The sequence below is a fragment of the Lutibacter citreus genome (genome assembly GCF_003260195.1).
GTDB classification, from domain to species: Bacteria; Bacteroidota; Bacteroidia; order Flavobacteriales; family Flavobacteriaceae; genus Lutibacter; species Lutibacter citreus.
Genome location: NZ_QEIH01000002.1, coordinates 361,614 through 381,069, shown reverse-complemented (window position 1 = coordinate 381,069; position 19,456 = coordinate 361,614). Strand labels below are relative to the sequence as shown.

The following is a 19,456-nucleotide window of genomic DNA, read 5'->3' as shown; positions in this document are numbered from 1 at the left end:
TTATTTTAAATTTTGTAAAGCATTAATTATAGCAGTAGGTTCAGCTCTATTTCTGTAATCTGAATCTAAAAATGCATATTGAATAATTCCACTTTTATCAATTACATAAGTTGCAGCTAAGGGAAGCTGATTGCTATTATTTCCATTGTATTCAGATAAGCCAAATCCAGCTTCGTAAATTGAAGCAACATCTTTGGTTAATTCAAATACAACTCCATATTCTTTTCCTATTTTATTATCAACATCACTTAAAACTGAAAATTCTAAATTATTTTTTTCTAAAGTACTTAAAGATTTATCTGGAACTTCTGGTGTAAGCGCAATTAAGCTTGCTCCTGCTTTTTTAAATTCAGGTAATTTTTCTTGTAAATAGTGTAATGTAATATTACAATACGGACACCAACCACCTCTATACCAAGTTAATATAACGGGACCATTTTCTAGTTCGTTGTACAAAGAAACAGATTTGTTTAAAGCATTATTTAAAGTGAAATTTGGTGCTTTGCCTCCAACTTTTAATGCTTTATCTAGCACTCCTGAATTTTTTACATCAGCAATTCCATCTGCATAAATTTGTTTTTTTTCTTCTGTAAAATTTTCAGCAGAAGCTGCTTTTTTAATATTTAGTAAACTTTCTAATGATGCATTATTATTAACTATCATATTATTTTATTTTTAGATTCAATGGTTTTAATAATTCTCTAATTTTGAAGACAATTCAGTTAATCCACTAATTATTTCAGTTGGTTCAATACCCCAAGAATCAAAAATTGATTCCGAAGAACGTTTTACCCAAGCTGTTCTCATTCCGAAAGAAGTTGCTCCAACAACATCAAAAGGGTTACTTGATATTAACCAAGAAGTTTCCTTTGTTGAGCCTGTTTTTTTATTGAAATGTTCATAAACCAACGGACTTGGTTTAAATACTTTTACCTCCTCAACACTTACAACACCATCAAACAAACCTATAATTTCTGCATTTATTAGCAAGTTAGAAACCGCATTGGCACTTCCGTTAGAAAAAGCATATAATTTATAACCTTCATTTTTCAACGTTTGAAGTCCTTCTTTTACATCTGCAAAAGCCGGTAATACTTTATATTCATTCATTAATGCTTCTTTTTGAGCATCAGATAAATTCACTTTAAATGTTTGACAACTAAACTCTAATGCATTTTTTGTACACACGGAAAAATCGACAAATTTATTCATTAAACCTCTTCTAAATGAATACTCTAATTGCTTATTTCGCCAAGTATCCATTACTAATTTGGCTTTGTCTCCAATCATTTTTTCTAAGGAATTAAAAACTCCAGAAGTGTTAATTAAGGTTCCGTAAACATCAAATGCTAGTGTGTATTTCATAATATTTGTTTTTTATTTAAAAGCTCTGTTAAAACTTGTTTGTAAACATTAACAGGCTGTGCTCCGTTTAACGCGCTAGTACTATTAAAAACAACAGTTGGCACAGATGAAACTCCTCTGCTAGTCCAAAATCTTTCTTTATTTTTAACACGTTCACGTGTTTCTAAATCATCTAATCTCAACATTGCTTCCTCAACATTTAAATCCACTCTTTTTAATGCTTCAGTAAGAATTTCTTTTTTTGAAATATCTTTTCCATCAGTAAAAAATGCTTTTACTAAACTTAAATTTAACGCGGTTTGTTTGCCTTGTTCTTTTGCGTAATCTAAAAGAATATGAGCATCCAAAGTATTTACCACATTCATTTCATTATTATAATTAAACTGAAAGCCTAATTCAGCTCCCATTTCAGTCATATATGCTTGTGATTTTTCTTGATCTTCTAAACTAGATCCATATTTTCTTGAAATATGTTCTATTATATTTTCGCCTTCTGCAGGCATATCAGGATTTAATTCAAACGGTTGCCATTCAAGCTCAATTTTATCTTGAATTCCCATTTCATCAATAGCTTTTTCCAATCGTTTATACCCAATAATACACCATGGGCAAACAACATCTGAAATTACATCTATTCTAATTTTATCACTCATAAATACTTTTTTTTAGTTATTCAAAATTAAAACAACTGTAGATTAACCTAAAACTATTTCACTAATTTGTATTACAGGTAAAACATTGGTATAATTAGCACCAAATGAATCTTGAAATGTTTTAAGAGATTCAAAAGTAATATGTGTTATTCCTATAAACGGAGCTGGCTCTCCTGGAACTGCGCTTCCCAAACCAATTTCAAATTCAATTTTTTTTGCTGCATTTCCTAAAAGTCTTGCAACCATTGGTAAATGTTTGTTTTTATAATAATCTGTATCAAATTTGGTATCTGAACCATTTGGATACATTACTGATAATTTTATCATTTTAATATTGTTTATTTTTAATAATCCGATTTAAAATACCCCTTTTGATCAAACATTTTCACCAACTCATTTAGATCTTTTACTATATAATCTGGTTTTTCAACATTTGGATATAATACTTTCCCTGGACGTTGAATAAATGCTGTTTGTAATCCTGCTTTTTTAGCTCCAGCCAAATCCCAAGCGTGTGCAGCTACCATTAAAACTTCATTTGGTTTAATACCTAAATCGTTTAAAACCATTCTGTAAGTATCTAAATGTGGTTTGTATTTTTGTATTGCTTCAACCGTATAACTATTGTCAAAATATTCCGTTAAACCTGCATTTTTAAACTGAGTTGCAACTCCTATTGGAGAAGAATTAGTTAAACTTACAATTCCAAAACCTCCTTTACTTAGTTTTTTTAAACCTTCAACTACATCAGCATGTGCAGGAAGAGATCTTAAAGGAGTTACAATAGATTTTTTTGCATCATCATAACTAATTTCAATGCCTTGTGTTTCAGCAACCATCATTAAAGCTGCAGTTCCTATTTCACCAAAACTATGATAGTTTTCTGTTAAAGTTTCAACCAATGAATAATGTAACATTGTTGAAAACCACAAAGGCAATAAATCTTCTCTTCCATTAAGCGCTTTACCAACCGATGTTTTTAAAGGAGCCATATCAAGTAGCGTTTCATTTACATCAAAAATAATTACTTTTGGTTTAGGTAAAGCCTCCATTTTATCGCTATCATGTTTCATTTCCTGCGCATTTAAACTTGATGAAATGGTGATTAAAAAAGTTAAAAACATTAATATATGCAAGTATGTTTTTACCATAGATTGGGGATTGCTTTTGAAACTATAATTTATTGTCATTTTATTTTTATTTGTAATACCAATTAATGATAACATAGTATTTTTTTAAGTATTCATTTATATATGTTTTTGAAAAAGAATGCCTTTATAAGATTGATTCTTTCTCTTTTTTCTTTTAATTTTTTTTAAACTTTTTTAGTTCCGTTTTGTATACAAATAAACATTTACTGCTACCAAAATTAAATATCCTATTGGCATATATGGTGGTTTAAACTCCATTGGTAATATTTCAGCAGGAACATTTGGATGTACGTGTGTATAAACAGCAACAACCATCATAATTGCAACGGTTAAATTTCCTAAATAAAACAGTTTATTTCTTATTGATGGGTTTAATTTACCTCCTTTAAAAGCAATATAAATTAATAAAACTCCAACACCAATTTCACTAAACTTTACTACATATTGCATTAAATCTGGTAATGGAAATCCAATAATAGTAAGATGCTTATAGATAAATGTTTTAAATGGTTCTGTAAATTTTGCCAATCCAGGTATTAGCATTATAAATCCTAAAATTCCTGTTATTATTTTTACTGATTTTTTCATTTTACATTTTGGTTAAAAGTTCTTAATCTATAAATAGCAAATAGCGCCAATACAACAGCTATAATTACCAATATTAATTTAGGTTCTGGTCTAGCAAAAAATTCTAAACCTAAGGCAGTTATCATAGTTATTAACAAAAACGAAAAAGCTAATTTTCCAATAGTTATATTCTTATTAAAAGCGAAAACTAATACAAGAATGGCTAAACCCAATTCTGAAATACCTGTAAATATTCGAAAAAAATCTGCATTTAAATGAATTGCATTTTCAAATTGCTTAAAACCTGCAACACTTTGCGGTTTTCCTAATAATTTAGGAATTGCAAAAAAGGTCATTATTAGTATTGTAATAATATTAATAATTTGATATTTAATGTTTTGCATAATTTATTTATCTTTAATTATCAGCATAAAAATTAATTTTATGCTGATAATGAATTTATTACTTTTTCCAAGCAAACTTTTCAAAAGCTTTATCTACAGGAGTTTCTGCTAAATGATTTGTATAGTTACTAATTACTTTTTGAGATAACCCTAAAATAATTTCTAATAACTGACGGTTTCCATAACCTTCTGCAAAGAATTTTTCTTTTTGAGCTTCTGAAAGATGACCACGTTCTCTTACAATTTCTAAGGTAGTATCTTGTAATGCTTGTAATTTTTCAGTTGGCATTGGTTCACTGTTTCTTAAAGCTTCAGTTAATGCAGCATCTACTTTCATACTATGGGCAATTCCTGTATGTGCAGGTACACAATAATGACACTCGTGTTCTACATTAATTGTTTGCCACACTACTGTTAATTCTTCAGCATTAAATGATGAGTTTGCAAATAAATTATGTAATACTCCGTATGCTTCAACAATTCCAGGAGCTTCTGCTAATGTTGCTGTTAAGTTTGGAATCATTCCATAACTTTTTAATGATTGTTCTATAAATGGCACACTTTCTTTTGGTGCTGTTTCTAAATTGTGAATTTTAAAATTGCTCATAATTATTTTATTAATATTATTCTAAGCTTTCGCTTAGTTTTAAGTTGTATTTTTAATTTTAATAGTTTTTATTGAATTCTATTTAGTTGCTAAACAAACTTTTATCTAAACCTTGATTAAACTTAATGTCTTTAGTTATTTCTTCTACCCAAGTATCATTAATTACAGTTGCTTCCCAATTAGACTTTGTATATTTTCTATAAGTAGTTAATAAAACACCATTAATTTTTTCATATTCAACACGCATTAATATAGGATCAGTAACATTTTTTGAAACTACAGTAAATAGAAATTGTTCTACTAGATGAGTGTTTGGATTTATGTATAGTTGATATGTATCACTAGGTTCGTCATTAGCAGATGTAAAAGTGATTTTCACTACTTCGTACATTTTTTCATTTATACTTTTCTCTCCTAAATATTGGTAATTAATGCCTGGATCTAATAATTTTTGCATCATAGCAAACCAATAAAAATTAGTTTTACGGGTAAAGGATACACTTGCGATAGCTGCATTATCTGTTATTTCTTTTCCATCTATTTTTAACCAAAAGTTTTTTCCATTATATCCTTGCTCCATTTTCCCAGTTAAACTTGGTAAGGTTCTTTCGTGTTTTAAGTATGTACCGTGAGACAATTCACCATTAAAAATGTATGACTCAATAGAAACATCTTCTTTTTTATCAGGTGTTCGGTACGTATAATTAAAAACAATATCTTTCAAATTCAATAAATCTTGATAGCTTCCCGTTTCTTGAGTCATTTTATAGACTAATTCGTGTCCTTTATTTTTAAATTCTGGCTTTTTAACCTCTACTTCTTTAGAAGTTTCTTTAGTCTTTTCTTTTTTATTTACACAGGCAACCAAAAACGCACTGAATATTACTACAATAATTAATCTTGAAAAATACATGTTCTCTTTATTTATAATTATCCTTCTTAAATTTGGAGAGAGATAATGGTTAATATTAAATTTTTATTCAGCAACCTTAATCTTTTTCTCCCAAGCAAATTTTTCAAAAGCTTTATCTACAGGAGTTTCTGCCAAGTGATTTGTGTAATTACTAATTACTTTTTGAGATAATCCTAAAACAATTTCTAATAATTGACGGTTTCCATAACCTGCTGCAAAGAATTTTTCTTTTTGTGATTCTGAAAGATGACCGCGTTCTCTTACAATTTCTAACGTAGTATCTTGTAAAGCTTGTAATTTTTCAGTTGGCATTGGTTCACTGTTTCTTAATGCTTCAGTTAATGCAGCATCTACTTTCATCATATGTGCTATTCCTGTATGTGCAGGTACACAATAATGACATTCGTGCTCTACATTAATACTTTGCCAAACCACTGTTAATTCTTCTGCATTGAATGACGATTGTGTAAACAATTTATGAAGCGTTTGGTAAGCCTCAAATAATTCTGGAGATTCAGCTAAAACACCGTGTAATCCCGGTATCATTCCGTTTGATTTTAAAGATTGTTCTAATAATACTTTACTTGCTTCTGGTGCTGTTTCTAAATTGTGTATTTTAAATGTGCTCATAATTTTAATTTTTAATGATTTTGTATTTGTTTTTGTTTGTTTAAAATAAAGATGTTTATTGCCGAAAATAGTATAACTCCTATAGCTATATAAACCAATAACCATTTAGGTTGTACTCTTAGTGAAAACTCGGCCAAAAGTGCACCTATCATTGTTAGTAAGCCAAAAAGGTTGGCTAAAATTGCCCAATTTGTAAAAGGAATTTTTAGGTTGGCCTTATTCTTGAATAAACTATAAATAGCTGTTGATAAATAACCAATTACTACAGTCGAAATAATTATTCCTGTAAATACTCTAAAAAAGGTAGGATCTATACTTAAAGGTTTAGCCATTTCTATAAAAGCATTTACTGATATTTCCCATCCAGCTAATTTTGAAATGGCAAATCTTGATAAAACCACTCCCATTAATAAGTTAGTGATTAATAATATTTTCTTCATAATGTAAATTCTTGTTGTTTAGGTTATTATTTCTAAGCTATCGCTTAGTTTAAATTCAAAAAAAAAGCTATATACTTTTAAATATCATTTCAATGTAATCTTCAATTTCTTTTCTATCATTTACTCTACTTGCTGCGGCCAAACCGTGTTTTGCTAATAATAAATAGTTAGCTTGTTTAAGTACTGTTTCTTCATCTTTAGTAGGATCCATTTTTAGTTTTTCAATGAATACTTCCTTCAATTTATCCATAAAACTTACTATTTGCTCTTTGATCATTTTATCTTCACTTTCAGCAAATTCATTATATGTATTTGTTACAAAACAACCTTTTTGAGTACCTCTAAATCCTGAAATCCCAACAGATTCATAAAAGAACTCTTTTATATCTTCCACACCTTTGTTTGAATTTTTTAATTTTTCAAACATCTCTTTTGTTTTTCTATTATAACTTTTTATACTTTCAAGAAATACACCTTGTTTGCTTCCAAAACTAGCATATATTGAAAATTGATTTATACCCATTTCCTTTTCCAACATACGAACTGATGTATTTTCGTAACCATTTTTCCAAAACAAATACATTGCTTTTTCAATTACTTCTTCTTCGTTATATTGTTTTTTTCTTGCCATTATTTCTAATTACACTACAAAACTAAGCAATTGTTTAGATATAAACAACTTTTTTCTAAGCTATCGCTTAGTTATTTGTATAAAACACCCCAATATTAATTATATACTATTGATTTACAGTTGTTTTATATTATTTATCACAAAATAAAATATTTTATTAAAAGGTAAATAACCTCTAAAATATTTTCCATATTGAGCTATAATCAACTTCCCTTTTAAATTTATAAGAAAATCAGGTGAGAATAAAATTATACCTCCACTTAAATCTTAGGTAGTCTCAATTAAATTTATATGAATTTACCCAGTACATATAAATAATAGAGTAAAATAAGTGCATATGGTAGATTCTTAATTATTTATTAATATTTTTTAATAAATTTAAAGAAGTATAAACAGTATAACATAAAAACAAACTTGTTAATTGGCATATGCTTTGTCATCTAAAACTACTTCTCTTATAAGAGTATTTATAAAAATAAGTAATAAAACCCCATACAAGTAAAAAAGGCAAGAAAAATTAATTCCTTGCCTTTTCAATAGTTAAATCAATCTAAAAAAAACTATCTCCATCCACCACCTAAAGCCTTATATAGCTCTACGGTAGCTTTTAATTTACTGTATTCTGCATTTATTAATCCTAATTTAGAGTTTAACGCATTTTCTTCAGCATTTAAAACTTCTAAATAATTTGCCATTCCATTATTTAATAACTCTCTAGAATAATCACTTGCTGTGTTATATGCATTAAATTCATTCTCTTTAATTGTTATTTTTTCTGAAGCAGCTTTATAACTATACATAGCATCTGAAACTTCTTTACTTGCAAGTAATAAAGATTCTTTAAAACGGAGTAATGCTTCTTCTTGCTGCGCTTTCGCTACTTCATATTTAGTTTTAATTTTTCGACCATTAAATATTGGTTGTGTTAAACCTCCAATTAAAGAAGAAAATAATGAATTTGAATCGAAAAAATTATCAAACTCTAAACTTTCAATTCCTCCTGAAGCACTTAATGTAACAGATGGGTAAAAATTACTTTTTGCAACATTTGTTAATTCAAAAGCATTTATAAAATTAGATTCTGCTGCAATAACATCTGGTCTATTACTTAGTAATTGACTAGGAACACCTGTTGTTAATGGCACAGAAATATTTTGAGTTTCAAAAGTTCCTCGTTCTATTTTTGTTGAAGGTTTTGCCAATAAAATAGCCATTGTATTTTCTAACAAACGCATTTCTTCATTTAAATCAACTAAAATAGCTTGTGCCGTATAAAGTTGCGCTTCTGTTTGTTTTACACCAACTTCGGTTACATCTCCAGCTTCTTTTAAAGCTTTTGTAGTTTCTAAACCTTTGGTTCTGGCTATAATGGTTTCTTTTGTAATTCTAATTTGTTCATCAAGTGAAAGTAATCTATAATATACCGTTGCAATTTGAGAAACCAAGGTTGTTTTTATAGCCTGGTGTGCGGCAACAGATTGTAAATATTTAGCTTCAAAAGCTCTTTTATTACTTCTTATTTTACCCCAAATATCTGCTTCCCATGATAAATTAAGTCCTAAATTGTATTGATCAAAATTTGGAAGAGCAGCACTTGATCCATTTTCAGAAAACTCATAATTACCATATTGTCCACTTCCATTTAAAGTAGGTAAATAACCTGCTTTACCTTGTTTAAAGTAAGCTTGTGCTGCAATTATTTGTTGCAGCGCTACTCTATTATCAATGTTATTTTCTAAGCCTTCATTTATATATTTTTGAAGAATTTTATCTGTAAATATTTCTTTCCAAGAAACAGAAGCCATAGATAAACTATCTACTGAAATTGCATCAGTTCTAAATCCTTCAGAAGATATTACTTCTTGTGGTCTTTGATACTCTTTAGCTGCAAAACACGACGATAAAAGCATCGGTAAGCTTACTAATAAAAGTATTTTATATATTTTTTGTGTTTTCATTTTTAATTAATTTTCAGAATTATCTTCATTCAACGGTTTTGGTGCTCCCGTAATTTTTTCTTGAATTATTTGGAAAATAACGAAGAATGCAGGTATTACAAATACTCCAAATACAGTACCTATTAACATTCCTCCAACTGCACCTGTTCCAATTGATCTGTTACCAACTGCTCCTGCTCCACCTGCAAACATTAATGGTAATAAACCTAAAATAAAAGCAAATGATGTCATTAATATTGGACGTAAACGTGCTTTTGCACCTTCGGTAGCTGCTTCAATTAAATCCATTCCTTGTCTTCTACGTTGCAGCGCAAATTCTACAATTAAAATGGCATTTTTAGCTAATAAACCAATTAACATAATTAAGGCTACTTGAAAATAAATATTGTTTTCTAAACCAACCATATTTACAAAAAAGATGGCTCCAAATATTCCTATTGGAAGTGATAATAATATAGAAAATGGTAAAATATAACTTTCATATTGTGCAGCTAACAAGAAGTACACAAAAATTAAACTTAAAGCAAATACTATTATTGATTGGCTTCCAGAATTTTGTTCTTCTCTAGTCATTCCTGAAAATTCATATCCATAATTTGATGGTAAAGTTTCAGCGGCCACTTCTTCAATAGCTTTAATAGCGTCACCTGTACTATAACCTGGATTTACATTTCCGTTAATAGTTGCAGCGTTAAATAGGTTAAATCTATTTACAACATCTGGACCATTTACTTTTTTTAAACTTACAAACTGACTAACAGAAACCAATTCATTTGCTGCATTTTTAATAAACACATTATTCATAGATTCTTCAGTTTCTCTATCTTCTGGAGCTGCCTGAATCATAACACGATATTGTTTACCAAAACGGTTAAAATCTGCTGCATACCAACTACCATAATATCCTTGTAACGTAGAGAATAAACTAGTTACAGATATACCTGCTTCTTTTACTTTTTCAACATTTACTTCCATTTCATATTGTGGAAAACCTGTGTTGAAAGATGTAATTGCATATTTAATTTCAGGTCTTTTATTTAACGCACCAAGAAACGTATTACTTTTCTCCATTAAATCATTAAACTCACCATTTGATCTATCCTGTAATTGCATTTCAAAACCATCTGAATTACCAAACCCTCTAACTGTTGGTGGTGTAAAAAATAAGATTCTGGCTTCCTTTATTCCTGCTGTTTTTTGAAATAGCTGTCCAACAATTGCCTGAACTTTTTGATGATCTTCTTTACGTTCTTTCCAATCTTTTAATTTAATTACAGCAAAAGCTTTTGAACCTCCTTTAGTACGGTTTAACATACTAAAACCAACAATAAACATCTTTTCTTTAACAACATCAAGTTCATTAATAATAGCTTCAACTTTTTCCGCAACTTCACTTGTTCTTTCTAGTGTACTTCCTGGAGGTAACGTAATATCGGCAAAAATTATTCCTTGATCTTCATTAGGTATAAACCCTGTTTTTGTTGAATTAAAAAAGTATCCTGCCAAAGCAATAAATACTACAAGTATTAAACCTGTTAACCATTTTTTACGAAGCAAAAATTTCACTGAATTTGTATACCTATTTGTAACTGAATCGAAACCAGTGTTAAAAGCAGTATAAAAACGACTTGTAATTCCTTTTTTGTGTGCTTCACTTGGGTTGTGAGGTTTTAACAATAACGCACTTAAAGCAGGACTTAATGTAAGAGCATTTACAGCTGAAATTACAATTGCAATAGCCAATGTTATAGCAAATTGCTGATAAAAAGCACCTGTTGGTCCGGTTAAAAATGAAACAGGAATAAATACTGCAGACATTACCAATGTAATTGAAATAATTGCACCTGTAATTTCACTCATTGCAGAAATAGTTGCTTTTTTAGCATTTTTTTCTCCATCATCTAATTTTGCGTGCACGGCTTCTACAACCACAATAGCATCATCTACCACAATACCAATAGCCAATACCAATGCAAATAAAGTTAGCATATTAATTGAAAAACCAAAAAGGTTTAAGAAAAATAACGTACCAATAATTGCAACAGGAACTGCCAATGCCGGAATTAAAGTTGATCTAAAATCTTGTAAGAATAAGAAAACCACTAAAAACACTAATAAAAATGCTTCAATTAAGGTTGTAACTACTTTATCTATAGATGCTATTAAAAAATCGTTTGTATTAAAAGGTATTACATAATCAATTCCTTTAGGAAAATCTTTTTTTGCTGCTTCAAGTGTTTTTTCTATTTCTTGTATAATTACCTGTGCATTTGATCCTGATGTTTGATAAATTGCAACTGCAGCAGAAGGATGACCATTTGTAATATTTTTAGTTGCATAACTAAATGCTCCAAGTTCTATTTTTGCTACATCTTTTAATCTTAAAAAATCACTATTTCCTTCCGAACGAATAATAATATTTTCATATTCTTTTTGTGTAGATAATTTACCTTTGTAACGTATTACATATTCAAAAGATTGTTTTGAATTCTCTCCAAATTTACCAGGAGATGCTTCTAAATTCTGATCATTTAAAGCACTTACAACATCTTGTGGAGTTAAACCGTAAGCTGCCATTTTTTCTGGCTTCAGCCAAATTCTCATAGAATAATCACGTGCTCCAAAAACCGTTGCATCACCAACTCCATTAATCCTTTTAATCATTGGAATTAAGTTTATATGAGCGTAATTCTCAACAAATGTTGCATCAAAATCCTCATTCTCAGATAATAGTGAAAAGAACATCAAAACACTGTTTTGTACCTTTTTTGTAGTAACACCAGATTGTATAACTTGTTGTGGTAACTTACTTGTTATAGTTGCAACTTTGTTTTGAACGTTTACTGCAGCAATATCTGCATTGGTTCCAAGTTCAAAATATACACTAATTGTTGCTGTACCATCGTTACTGGATGTTGATGACATATATGTCATATTTTCAACTCCATTTACAGCTTCTTCAATTGGTACAACTACACTTTTTAGTAAGGTTTCCGCATTTGCTCCTGGATAAGAAGCGCTTATTTGAACGGTTGGAGGTGCAATTTCAGGAAACTGCTCTCTTGGTAATGTTGTAAGCCCAATGACTCCCAAAATTACAATAAGGATGGATATAACGGTAGAAAGTACTGGCCGTTCTATAAATGTTTTAAACATGATAATTTGTGTTCTTTATTTTGCTTTTAATTATTTTTTAGAATATGCTACTCCACTTTGTGATAGTTTTTCACTTACTGGGTTAATTTGCATTCCATCTTTTAATTTTATTAATCCTTCTACAACAAAAGTTTCACCTTCAATCAATCCATTTTTCACAATAAAATCATTGTTTATAGATTGATTTACAGTCACTTCTCTAGATTCAACTTTATTTTCTTTATTCACTAAATAAACAAATTTCTTTCCTTGTAATTCATAGGTTGCTTTTTGAGGAACCAAAATAGCTTCAGTTTCATTTGAAGGAAATTTTACTTTTCCACTAGTTCCACTTCTTAATAAATTTGAAGGATTAGGAAAAATAGCTCTGTAACTAATACTACCAGTTCTTGGATTTACCATTCCATTAATAGTTTCAATTTTACCTTTATGTTCATAAGTAGTACCATCAGAAAGAATTAATTCTACAGCTGGTAATTCTTTAATTTTAGCTTCAATACTATTTCCATTTAATTGTCTGTTAAATTGAAGTAATTGTTTTTCGTTTAAAGTAAAATAAGCATAAACATTACTAATGTTTGAAACTGTAGTAAGTGGTTTAGCTTCAGAACGCCCAACAAGACTTCCAACTCTATATGGAATACTTCCAACAATACCATCAACAGGACTTTTAATAATTGTGTAATCTAAATTTTCTTTAGTGTTCATATAACTTGCTATTGCTGCATTTAATTGAGCCTTTGCTGCATTTAAATTACTTTGGGCAGTTAATAATTGAACTGAACTAATAATATTTTTTTCAACCAATGGTTTAATTTTATTTACATCTACCTGAGCAGTTGCAACTTGTGCTTTTGCCACGGCTATATTAGCTTTTGCAGCGTTTGCTTGTTGTTTTAAAGTTTCTGCACTTAATTTAAATAAGATTTGTCCTTTTTTAACTTCACTCCCTTCATCTATGTAAATTTCATCTACAAAACCATCTACTTTTGCTCTAATTTCAATATTTTGCTCTCCTTCTATATTTGCAGCATACTCATTGTAAACTACTACGTCATTTTTTTCGGCAGAATTTACATTGAAAGACATTAATTGGTGCTGTGGAGCTTTTATTTCTTCATTACCACAAGAAACCATTACAATGGCTATACTTAAGATTAATAATTTTACTATAAATTGTTTTTTAGTATTCATAATTTTAGTTGTTTTTAGTTAATATAACTAAGCAATCGCTTAGTTAATGAGATTGATTTATGTCTTAATATTTAAGACTAGGCTTAATTATTTTTGTTTTCTATTTCTATTTTTGATAATATTTTTTCTCTTAACACTGAAATAGCAGCTTGAGCTTGATCAAAAAAGACAATATATTCATCATGAAAATGGCAGTCAAACAGAGAATCTTTACAAGTATCTTCTAAATTATTAAAAGCATTTTTATAATCACGTACTTCTTTATGTATATCCTTTTGTCTATTCCACATTGCAATTGTGTCATCAATTTTATTAAGAAGTCTATTTTTATTTACTTTAAAATATTTTTTTCTATCACCTGGTTTTGTAAAATAACTAATTTCCTTTTGACTTTGAAGATTAGTTAAATGTGTAGAAATAGTACTTTTACTTGCACATAAATTAGAAACTAATTGATCAAAAGTAACTCCTCTTTTACCATATAAAATGGTAGTAGCAAGAATACGTGCAGCTAATGGTGCAAATTGATCATGTTCTTCTAAAAACACTCCCAACTTCTCAATTAACTCCTTTCTTTTTTGTTCAAATTCCTTATTCATTTGTAATATATTTTATGCAAATATATGATTAGTTCGGTAATTACCGAACTAAAAGAACTAATTTTAGAAATAATTAACGTTTTTTAACATTCAAAAAATATTATATTATTGATTTTTAATATTTTAACTTATTTTAGTTAACTTAAAATTATTATAATAAATTATTAATTTGTGCATATTGTAGTAAAATAACTGTTTTAGCATCACAAATTTCACCCGTTGAAACCATTTCAATTGCTTTAATAAAATCCATTTCTAATACTTCAATTTCTTCAGTTTCTTCTTCTAAACCACCACCTTCACTAATTTTCATATCACTTGAATATTCAGCAATAAAATAATGAACTTTTTCAGTAACAGCTCCTGGTGTTGAATATATTTCAAATACTTTTTTAGGTTCAGAAATTTTATACCCTACTTCTTCTTCAGCTTCTTTTTTAATACAAGTAATTGGATCGTCTTTATCTAATAAACCTGCACAAACTTCAATCATCATTCCATCTTCATTTTCGTTTAAATAAGATGGCATTCTAAATTGTTTGGTAAGAATTACTTTTTTTTCTGAAGGATTATATAACAAAATACAAGCTCCATCTCCTCTATCATAAACTTCGCGACTTTGATTTTGCCAATTTCCATCTTTGGTTTGGTAATCAAAATCTACTTTATCTAGTTTGTACCAATCATGAGAAAGGTTTTTAATACTATTAATTTTTACTTTAGGATTCTTCATAAAAAATTAAAATACTTTAATTGGTTGGTAAAAAGTTTACCAAAAGTACATTTTCTATTCCTTAAATAATATTATTTTAAGTTTAAAAAAACCATAAAATAGACTCATTTATCTTAATAACTTCGTCTTTAACTATTCTCTTAATTATAAATTCACCATTTCAACTAAATTATATTCAAAATAAATTGTGAAGAAGTAAAAAATATGGAATCAATTATTGGCATTTTAACTTGTAAGAGAAAAAACAACAACCTAATTTTGTTTAAAATGTATGAACATTTTTTGGAAAATTTTATTTAAATGGAAATACTTAAAAAATCTCAATCAGGTTCTTTTGAATCAAGTGATATTATTATTTTAATTGAACCTGTTGAACCAAATTCGGGTAGAAATATAGATATAGATTCATCTGTTATGCTAGAATATGGCGACACTATAAAAGCTTTAATCACATCTAAATTAGATAGTTATAATATATCTGATATTCATTTAATTGCCAAAGATAAAGGTGCTTTAGAATTAACAATTAATGCACGTTTAGAAACAGCAATTAAACGAGCTTGTAATATTCAAAAGGCCACAATGCACTAATTAATATCTTGAAAACAACGTAATTTTTAAAATAAATAACTTGTGAAGAAAAAAAGAAGAACCATGCTTTACATTCCTGGAAATAATCCAGCTATGTTGCAACAAGGAGGAATTTATGGCGCCGATAGTTTGTTACTAGACTTAGAGGATGCTGTGGCTTTAAATCAAAAAGATGCTGCTCGTATTTTAGTTAGAAATATGATTAAATCTATTGATTATTATAATGCAGAAATTTGTGTAAGAGTTAACCATATTGATACTCCTTTTGGATTGGAAGATTTAGAAGAAATTGTTCCTCTTCAACCAGATGCTATTCGTTTTCCAAAAACAGAATCTGTTGAGGAATTAACAAATCTTATCAAGATTATTGAATCCATTGAAGATAAACATGGTTTACCTCATAATAAAATGACGCTTCATTTAATGATAGAAACTGCTTTAGGTGTTCAAAACGTTTTTGATATTGCTAAATTTTCTAAACGTGTTGATGCAATTACTATTGGTGGACAGGATTTAACTGCTGATATGAATATTAAAAGTACTAAAGATGGCTCTGGAATTGATTTTGCGAGGAAAATGATTGTAATGGCTGCAAAAGCAAATAAAATTGATGTGATTGATACTGTTTTTGTTGATGTAAATGATGAAGAAGGTCTCCGTTTAGAAACTGAATATGCCAAACAAATTGGCTTTACCGGTAAAGCCGTAATCAACCCAAGGCAAATAGATATTATTCATGAAATTTATATGCCAACAGATCCTGAAATTAGAAAAGCATATAGAATTATTAAAGAATTTAAGAAAAATAAAAAATTAGGCATTGGTGTTTTTGCTATTGATGGTAAAATGATTGATGCGCCAATTGTTACCAGAGCAACGCATGTGTTAGAACTTGCCCAAATTGATTTAGATACCATTTAAATTATTAAAAAAATGAAAAATGTAATTGGTCGTGAAATTCCAGAATATATTAATGGTGTTGGAAAAATAGACATGTTTGTTGGTGCTTGGCAAAAACTTAAAAAAGGTTGGATGGATGAAGTTACAATTCCACCACCAAATAAAGCTAAACTACCTCACCAAAGTAAAATTTGCCAAACTTTAGAAGAAGCAATTATTAAAACTTCTCCTAAAAGTGGTATGACTGTTTCCTTTCATCATCATTTAAGAAATGGGGATAATATTTTGGTTAATTCAATAGAAATTCTAGCCAAAATGGGTATTAAAAATATCACTTTGGCAGCGTCTTCTTTAAATGAAGTACACAATCCAATTTTAAAATATTTAAAAGATGGAACCATTACAAAAATATGGTCTTCTGGAATTAGAGGAGAAATAGGAAAAGCTATTTCTGAAGGTGTTTTAGATATACCAGTAACTATTCACTCACATGGAGGTAGAGTTAGAGCCATTCATACTGGAAAAATTAATTTAGATTTAGCTATTATTGCTGCTTCTGCAGCAGATAATGAAGGAAATGCAACAGGTTGTAAAGGTAAATCTGCATTTGGTTCTATGGGATATGCTAGTATTGATACGCGATACGCAAAACAAGTAATTGTAGTTACTGATAATATGGTTGATTACCCTTGTATTCCTATTTCAATCACTCAAAATTTTGTTGATTATGTGGTAAAAATAGATTCTATTGGTGATGCTTCAAAAATTGCCACAGGAAGTACACGTATTACTAAATCACCAATTGATTTAAGAATTGCAAAATTAGCTGCAAATGTTATTGAACATTCGGGCTCATTTAAAAATGGATTTTCATTTCAAGTAGGAGCAGGAGGTGCTTCATTAGCAGTAGCCAAATATATTCGTGAAAAAATGAAAACTTCCGAAATAAAAGGAAGTTTTATTTTAGGTGGTGTTACTTCTTATGGAGTTGATATGTTAAATGAAGGTTTGTTTAATACAATTTTTGACGTTCAATCTTTTGATGCAGCTGTTTGTTCATCCTTAATAGATAATAGCCATCATATTGAAATTCCGGCGGCTTTATATGCCAATCCATTTAATTGTGGATGTATGACAAATAAATTAGATATTGTTGTACTAGGAGCTCTTGAAATTGACACCAATTTTAATGTTAACGTAATAACCGGTTCTGATGGAACTATTAGAGGAGCTTCTGGAGGACATAGCGATACAGCTTCTGGAGCTACTTTAACCGTTGTTGTTTGTCCATCTTTTAGAGGTAGAATTCCTATTGTTAAAACATCAATTCATACAGTAGTTACACCAGGAGAATCAATTGATGTTTTAGTTACAGAAAGAGGTATTTGTGTAAATCCTTTAAAACCAGAACTAGAAGAAAAATTGATTAAAGCTGGCTTAAATATTCGTAAAATTGAAGATTTACAAATAGAAGTAGAGTCTATTGTAGGGAAAGTTCAAGAAATAGAATTTACAGATAAAATAGTTGGTTTAATTGAATATAGAGACGGAACCATTATTGATGTTATTAGGCAAGTAAAACACCATGGTTAACTCCCATAAAATTTTAGATAAAATATTAAATGCTAGAGAGAATAGAGCGCTACAACGCGCTCTATTTTTAAAACAGCAATTTAACACCTTAAGTTTATCATTAAATATTCCTGGATATCCAAAAAGTAACACTTTTATATCCACTTTTTTTTTAGAAGTTAAAAACGATTTAATTAGCTATTTACAAGCAAATCGTATTGAAATAATTTCAAAAAAAGAAACATTAATTTTAGATGAAGCAGGTGATTTTTTTATAGTTCCTATTTCTAAAAACTCTAAAATTGACTTATTAGAATTAAAAAAATTAACAGAAAATTTTGAAAAATCACATCCTTTAGGACGTTTAATTGATGTTGATATTTTTAATGATTTAGGTTTACCAATAAGCTCTGGAAAAAAGAAACCATGTTATTTTTGTAGAGAACATTCAGCTATATCTTGTATGCGTAATAAGCGGCATACTAAACAAGAAATTAGAGATTTAATTTTTAATGATATATTAAAACAGTTAGCAATTACCACTAAAAATAACAGGATTAATACCTTATCGGGATTTGCTTCAAAAGCTATTCTATATGAAATTTCTTTAAGTCCAAAACCTGGGTTGGTTTCATTTAAAGATTCTGGCTCACATACCGATATGCACTTTTTTACATTCTTAAATTCAGCAGTTTCACTTACTCCTTTTTTTAATGAATTTTGCGAATTAGGTTATGATTATACGGGAAAATTAGACGCTATTTTACCAAAAATTAGACACATTGGTATAAAAGCAGAACAAGAAATGTTTAAAGCCACCGGAAATGTAAATACACATAAAGGAATTATATTTTTATTTGGAATTTCACTTTTTTCAATAGCTAAAATAACTTCAGAAAATAAAGAATATTCAGATACAGCATTTAGCAATTTAGTAATTGAAATAACTAATGGAATTGTTAAAAATGAATTGGAATTAACTTCTAAAAAAGCTTCAACACATGGAGAATTAATGTTTGAAACTTATGGAAAATTAGGTGCTGGTATTCGTCAGGAAGTTGCTGAAGGATTTCCGAGCGTATTTACAAATGCCTTACCTTTTTTGGATGAAAACTTTAAAAATCACCAAGAAATTAATCAAGAAGAAATTCAAAAAGTATTGCAAACTACTTTACTACATATTATGACTTTAAATAACGATAGTAATATTTTGTACAGAAGTAATTTAGAATCACTTACAAAAGTTAAACAGCTTGCAAAAAATGCGATTCACTCAAAAAAATCATATATTGAGTTATGTAATTATTGCAAAGAAAACCATATTTCACCGGGCGGATCTGCCGATTTACTTTCAGTTTCACTTTTAATTCATTTTGTTAAAAACGCATAGAT

21 protein-coding genes are annotated in these 19,456 nt (G+C 28.9%); 4 read left to right on the top strand and 17 right to left on the bottom strand.

Translation table 11 applies throughout. The features are described from left to right. The 17 genes from DAD81_RS04670 to DAD81_RS04590 form a co-directional block, all read right to left on the bottom strand. Entirely contained in the window at nt 1-663 is a 663-nt protein-coding gene (locus tag DAD81_RS04670) for a peroxiredoxin-like family protein (protein WP_111707073.1), read from the bottom strand. A gap of 27 nt (nt 664-690) precedes the next feature. Next, complete coding sequence (locus tag DAD81_RS04665) at nt 691-1,365, bottom strand: haloacid dehalogenase type II (RefSeq protein WP_111707072.1); 675 nt, start codon at nt 1,363-1,365, stop codon at nt 691-693. Beyond that, the gene (locus tag DAD81_RS04660; protein ID WP_111707071.1) at nt 1,362-2,018 is read right to left on the bottom strand and encodes a DsbA family oxidoreductase; all 657 of its coding nucleotides are present in this window, start codon (nt 2,016-2,018) and stop codon (nt 1,362-1,364) included. The genes DAD81_RS04665 and DAD81_RS04660 overlap by 4 nt, the downstream gene beginning before the upstream one ends. 42 nt (nt 2,019-2,060) lie before the next feature. Further along, entirely contained in the window at nt 2,061-2,345 is a 285-nt protein-coding gene (locus tag DAD81_RS04655) for an EthD family reductase (RefSeq protein ID WP_111707070.1), read from the bottom strand. A 17-nt stretch (nt 2,346-2,362) separates the two neighbouring features. Next, nucleotides 2,363-3,244, bottom strand: a complete 882-nt coding sequence (locus DAD81_RS04650) for a haloacid dehalogenase type II (RefSeq protein WP_218939665.1) — start codon at nt 3,242-3,244, stop codon at nt 2,363-2,365. A 99-nt stretch (nt 3,245-3,343) separates the two neighbouring features. Next, nucleotides 3,344-3,757, bottom strand: a complete 414-nt coding sequence (locus DAD81_RS04645; protein ID WP_111707069.1) for a hypothetical protein — start codon at nt 3,755-3,757, stop codon at nt 3,344-3,346. After that, nucleotides 3,754-4,140 (bottom strand): hypothetical protein, encoded by a 387-nt coding sequence (locus DAD81_RS04640; RefSeq protein WP_111707068.1) that lies wholly within the window; start codon nt 4,138-4,140, stop codon nt 3,754-3,756. The genes DAD81_RS04645 and DAD81_RS04640 overlap by 4 nt, the downstream gene beginning before the upstream one ends. 58 nt (nt 4,141-4,198) lie before the next feature. Next, a complete protein-coding gene (locus DAD81_RS04635) occupies nt 4,199-4,747 on the bottom strand; it encodes a carboxymuconolactone decarboxylase family protein (protein ID WP_111707067.1) in 549 nt (182 codons plus the stop codon). An 82-nt stretch (nt 4,748-4,829) separates the two neighbouring features. Continuing rightward, nucleotides 4,830-5,660, bottom strand: a complete 831-nt coding sequence (locus DAD81_RS04630; protein WP_111707066.1) for a DUF6503 family protein — start codon at nt 5,658-5,660, stop codon at nt 4,830-4,832. 63 nt (nt 5,661-5,723) lie between these two features. After that, nucleotides 5,724-6,290, bottom strand: coding sequence for a carboxymuconolactone decarboxylase family protein (locus DAD81_RS04625; RefSeq protein ID WP_111707065.1), 567 nt, complete (start codon nt 6,288-6,290; stop codon nt 5,724-5,726). Between the two features lie 11 nt (nt 6,291-6,301). Further along, complete coding sequence (locus DAD81_RS04620; protein ID WP_111707064.1) at nt 6,302-6,730, bottom strand: hypothetical protein; 429 nt, start codon at nt 6,728-6,730, stop codon at nt 6,302-6,304. A 67-nt stretch (nt 6,731-6,797) separates the two neighbouring features. Then, entirely contained in the window at nt 6,798-7,361 is a 564-nt protein-coding gene (locus DAD81_RS04615) for a TetR/AcrR family transcriptional regulator (RefSeq protein WP_111707063.1), read from the bottom strand. A gap of 560 nt (nt 7,362-7,921) precedes the next feature. Further along, the gene (locus DAD81_RS04610; RefSeq protein WP_111707062.1) at nt 7,922-9,319 is read right to left on the bottom strand and encodes an efflux transporter outer membrane subunit; all 1,398 of its coding nucleotides are present in this window, start codon (nt 9,317-9,319) and stop codon (nt 7,922-7,924) included. Between the two features lie 6 nt (nt 9,320-9,325). After that, the gene (locus tag DAD81_RS04605; RefSeq protein WP_111707061.1) at nt 9,326-12,475 is read right to left on the bottom strand and encodes an efflux RND transporter permease subunit; all 3,150 of its coding nucleotides are present in this window, start codon (nt 12,473-12,475) and stop codon (nt 9,326-9,328) included. Nucleotides 12,476-12,505: 30 nt separating this feature from the next. Continuing rightward, nucleotides 12,506-13,669: an efflux RND transporter periplasmic adaptor subunit gene (locus tag DAD81_RS04600; protein ID WP_111707060.1), complete on the bottom strand. Its 1,164-nt coding sequence runs from the start codon at nt 13,667-13,669 to the stop codon at nt 12,506-12,508. A gap of 83 nt (nt 13,670-13,752) precedes the next feature. Beyond that, a complete protein-coding gene (locus tag DAD81_RS04595; RefSeq protein WP_111707059.1) occupies nt 13,753-14,268 on the bottom strand; it encodes a GbsR/MarR family transcriptional regulator in 516 nt (171 codons plus the stop codon). Nucleotides 14,269-14,419: 151 nt separating this feature from the next. Continuing rightward, on the bottom strand, nt 14,420-15,001 hold the full coding sequence (locus DAD81_RS04590) for an NUDIX domain-containing protein (RefSeq protein WP_111707058.1): 582 nt from the start codon (nt 14,999-15,001) through the stop codon (nt 14,420-14,422). A 300-nt stretch (nt 15,002-15,301) separates the two neighbouring features. Between DAD81_RS04590 and citD the strand changes: the two genes are divergently transcribed. Genes citD through DAD81_RS04570 form a run of 4 tightly spaced genes read left to right on the top strand, consistent with a single transcriptional unit; the run spans nt 15,302 to nt 19,454 of the window. Then, entirely contained in the window at nt 15,302-15,592 is a 291-nt protein-coding gene (gene citD / locus DAD81_RS04585; protein WP_111707057.1) for a citrate lyase acyl carrier protein, read from the top strand. 42 nt (nt 15,593-15,634) lie between these two features. Then, on the top strand, nt 15,635-16,513 hold the full coding sequence (locus DAD81_RS04580) for an HpcH/HpaI aldolase/citrate lyase family protein (protein WP_111707056.1): 879 nt from the start codon (nt 15,635-15,637) through the stop codon (nt 16,511-16,513). Between the two features lie 12 nt (nt 16,514-16,525). Continuing rightward, entirely contained in the window at nt 16,526-18,085 is a 1,560-nt protein-coding gene (gene citF, locus DAD81_RS04575; protein ID WP_111707055.1) for a citrate lyase subunit alpha, read from the top strand. Further along, the gene (locus DAD81_RS04570; RefSeq protein WP_111707054.1) at nt 18,078-19,454 is read left to right on the top strand and encodes a triphosphoribosyl-dephospho-CoA synthase; all 1,377 of its coding nucleotides are present in this window, start codon (nt 18,078-18,080) and stop codon (nt 19,452-19,454) included. The genes citF and DAD81_RS04570 overlap by 8 nt, the downstream gene beginning before the upstream one ends. Nucleotides 19,455-19,456 lie beyond the last annotated feature (2 nt).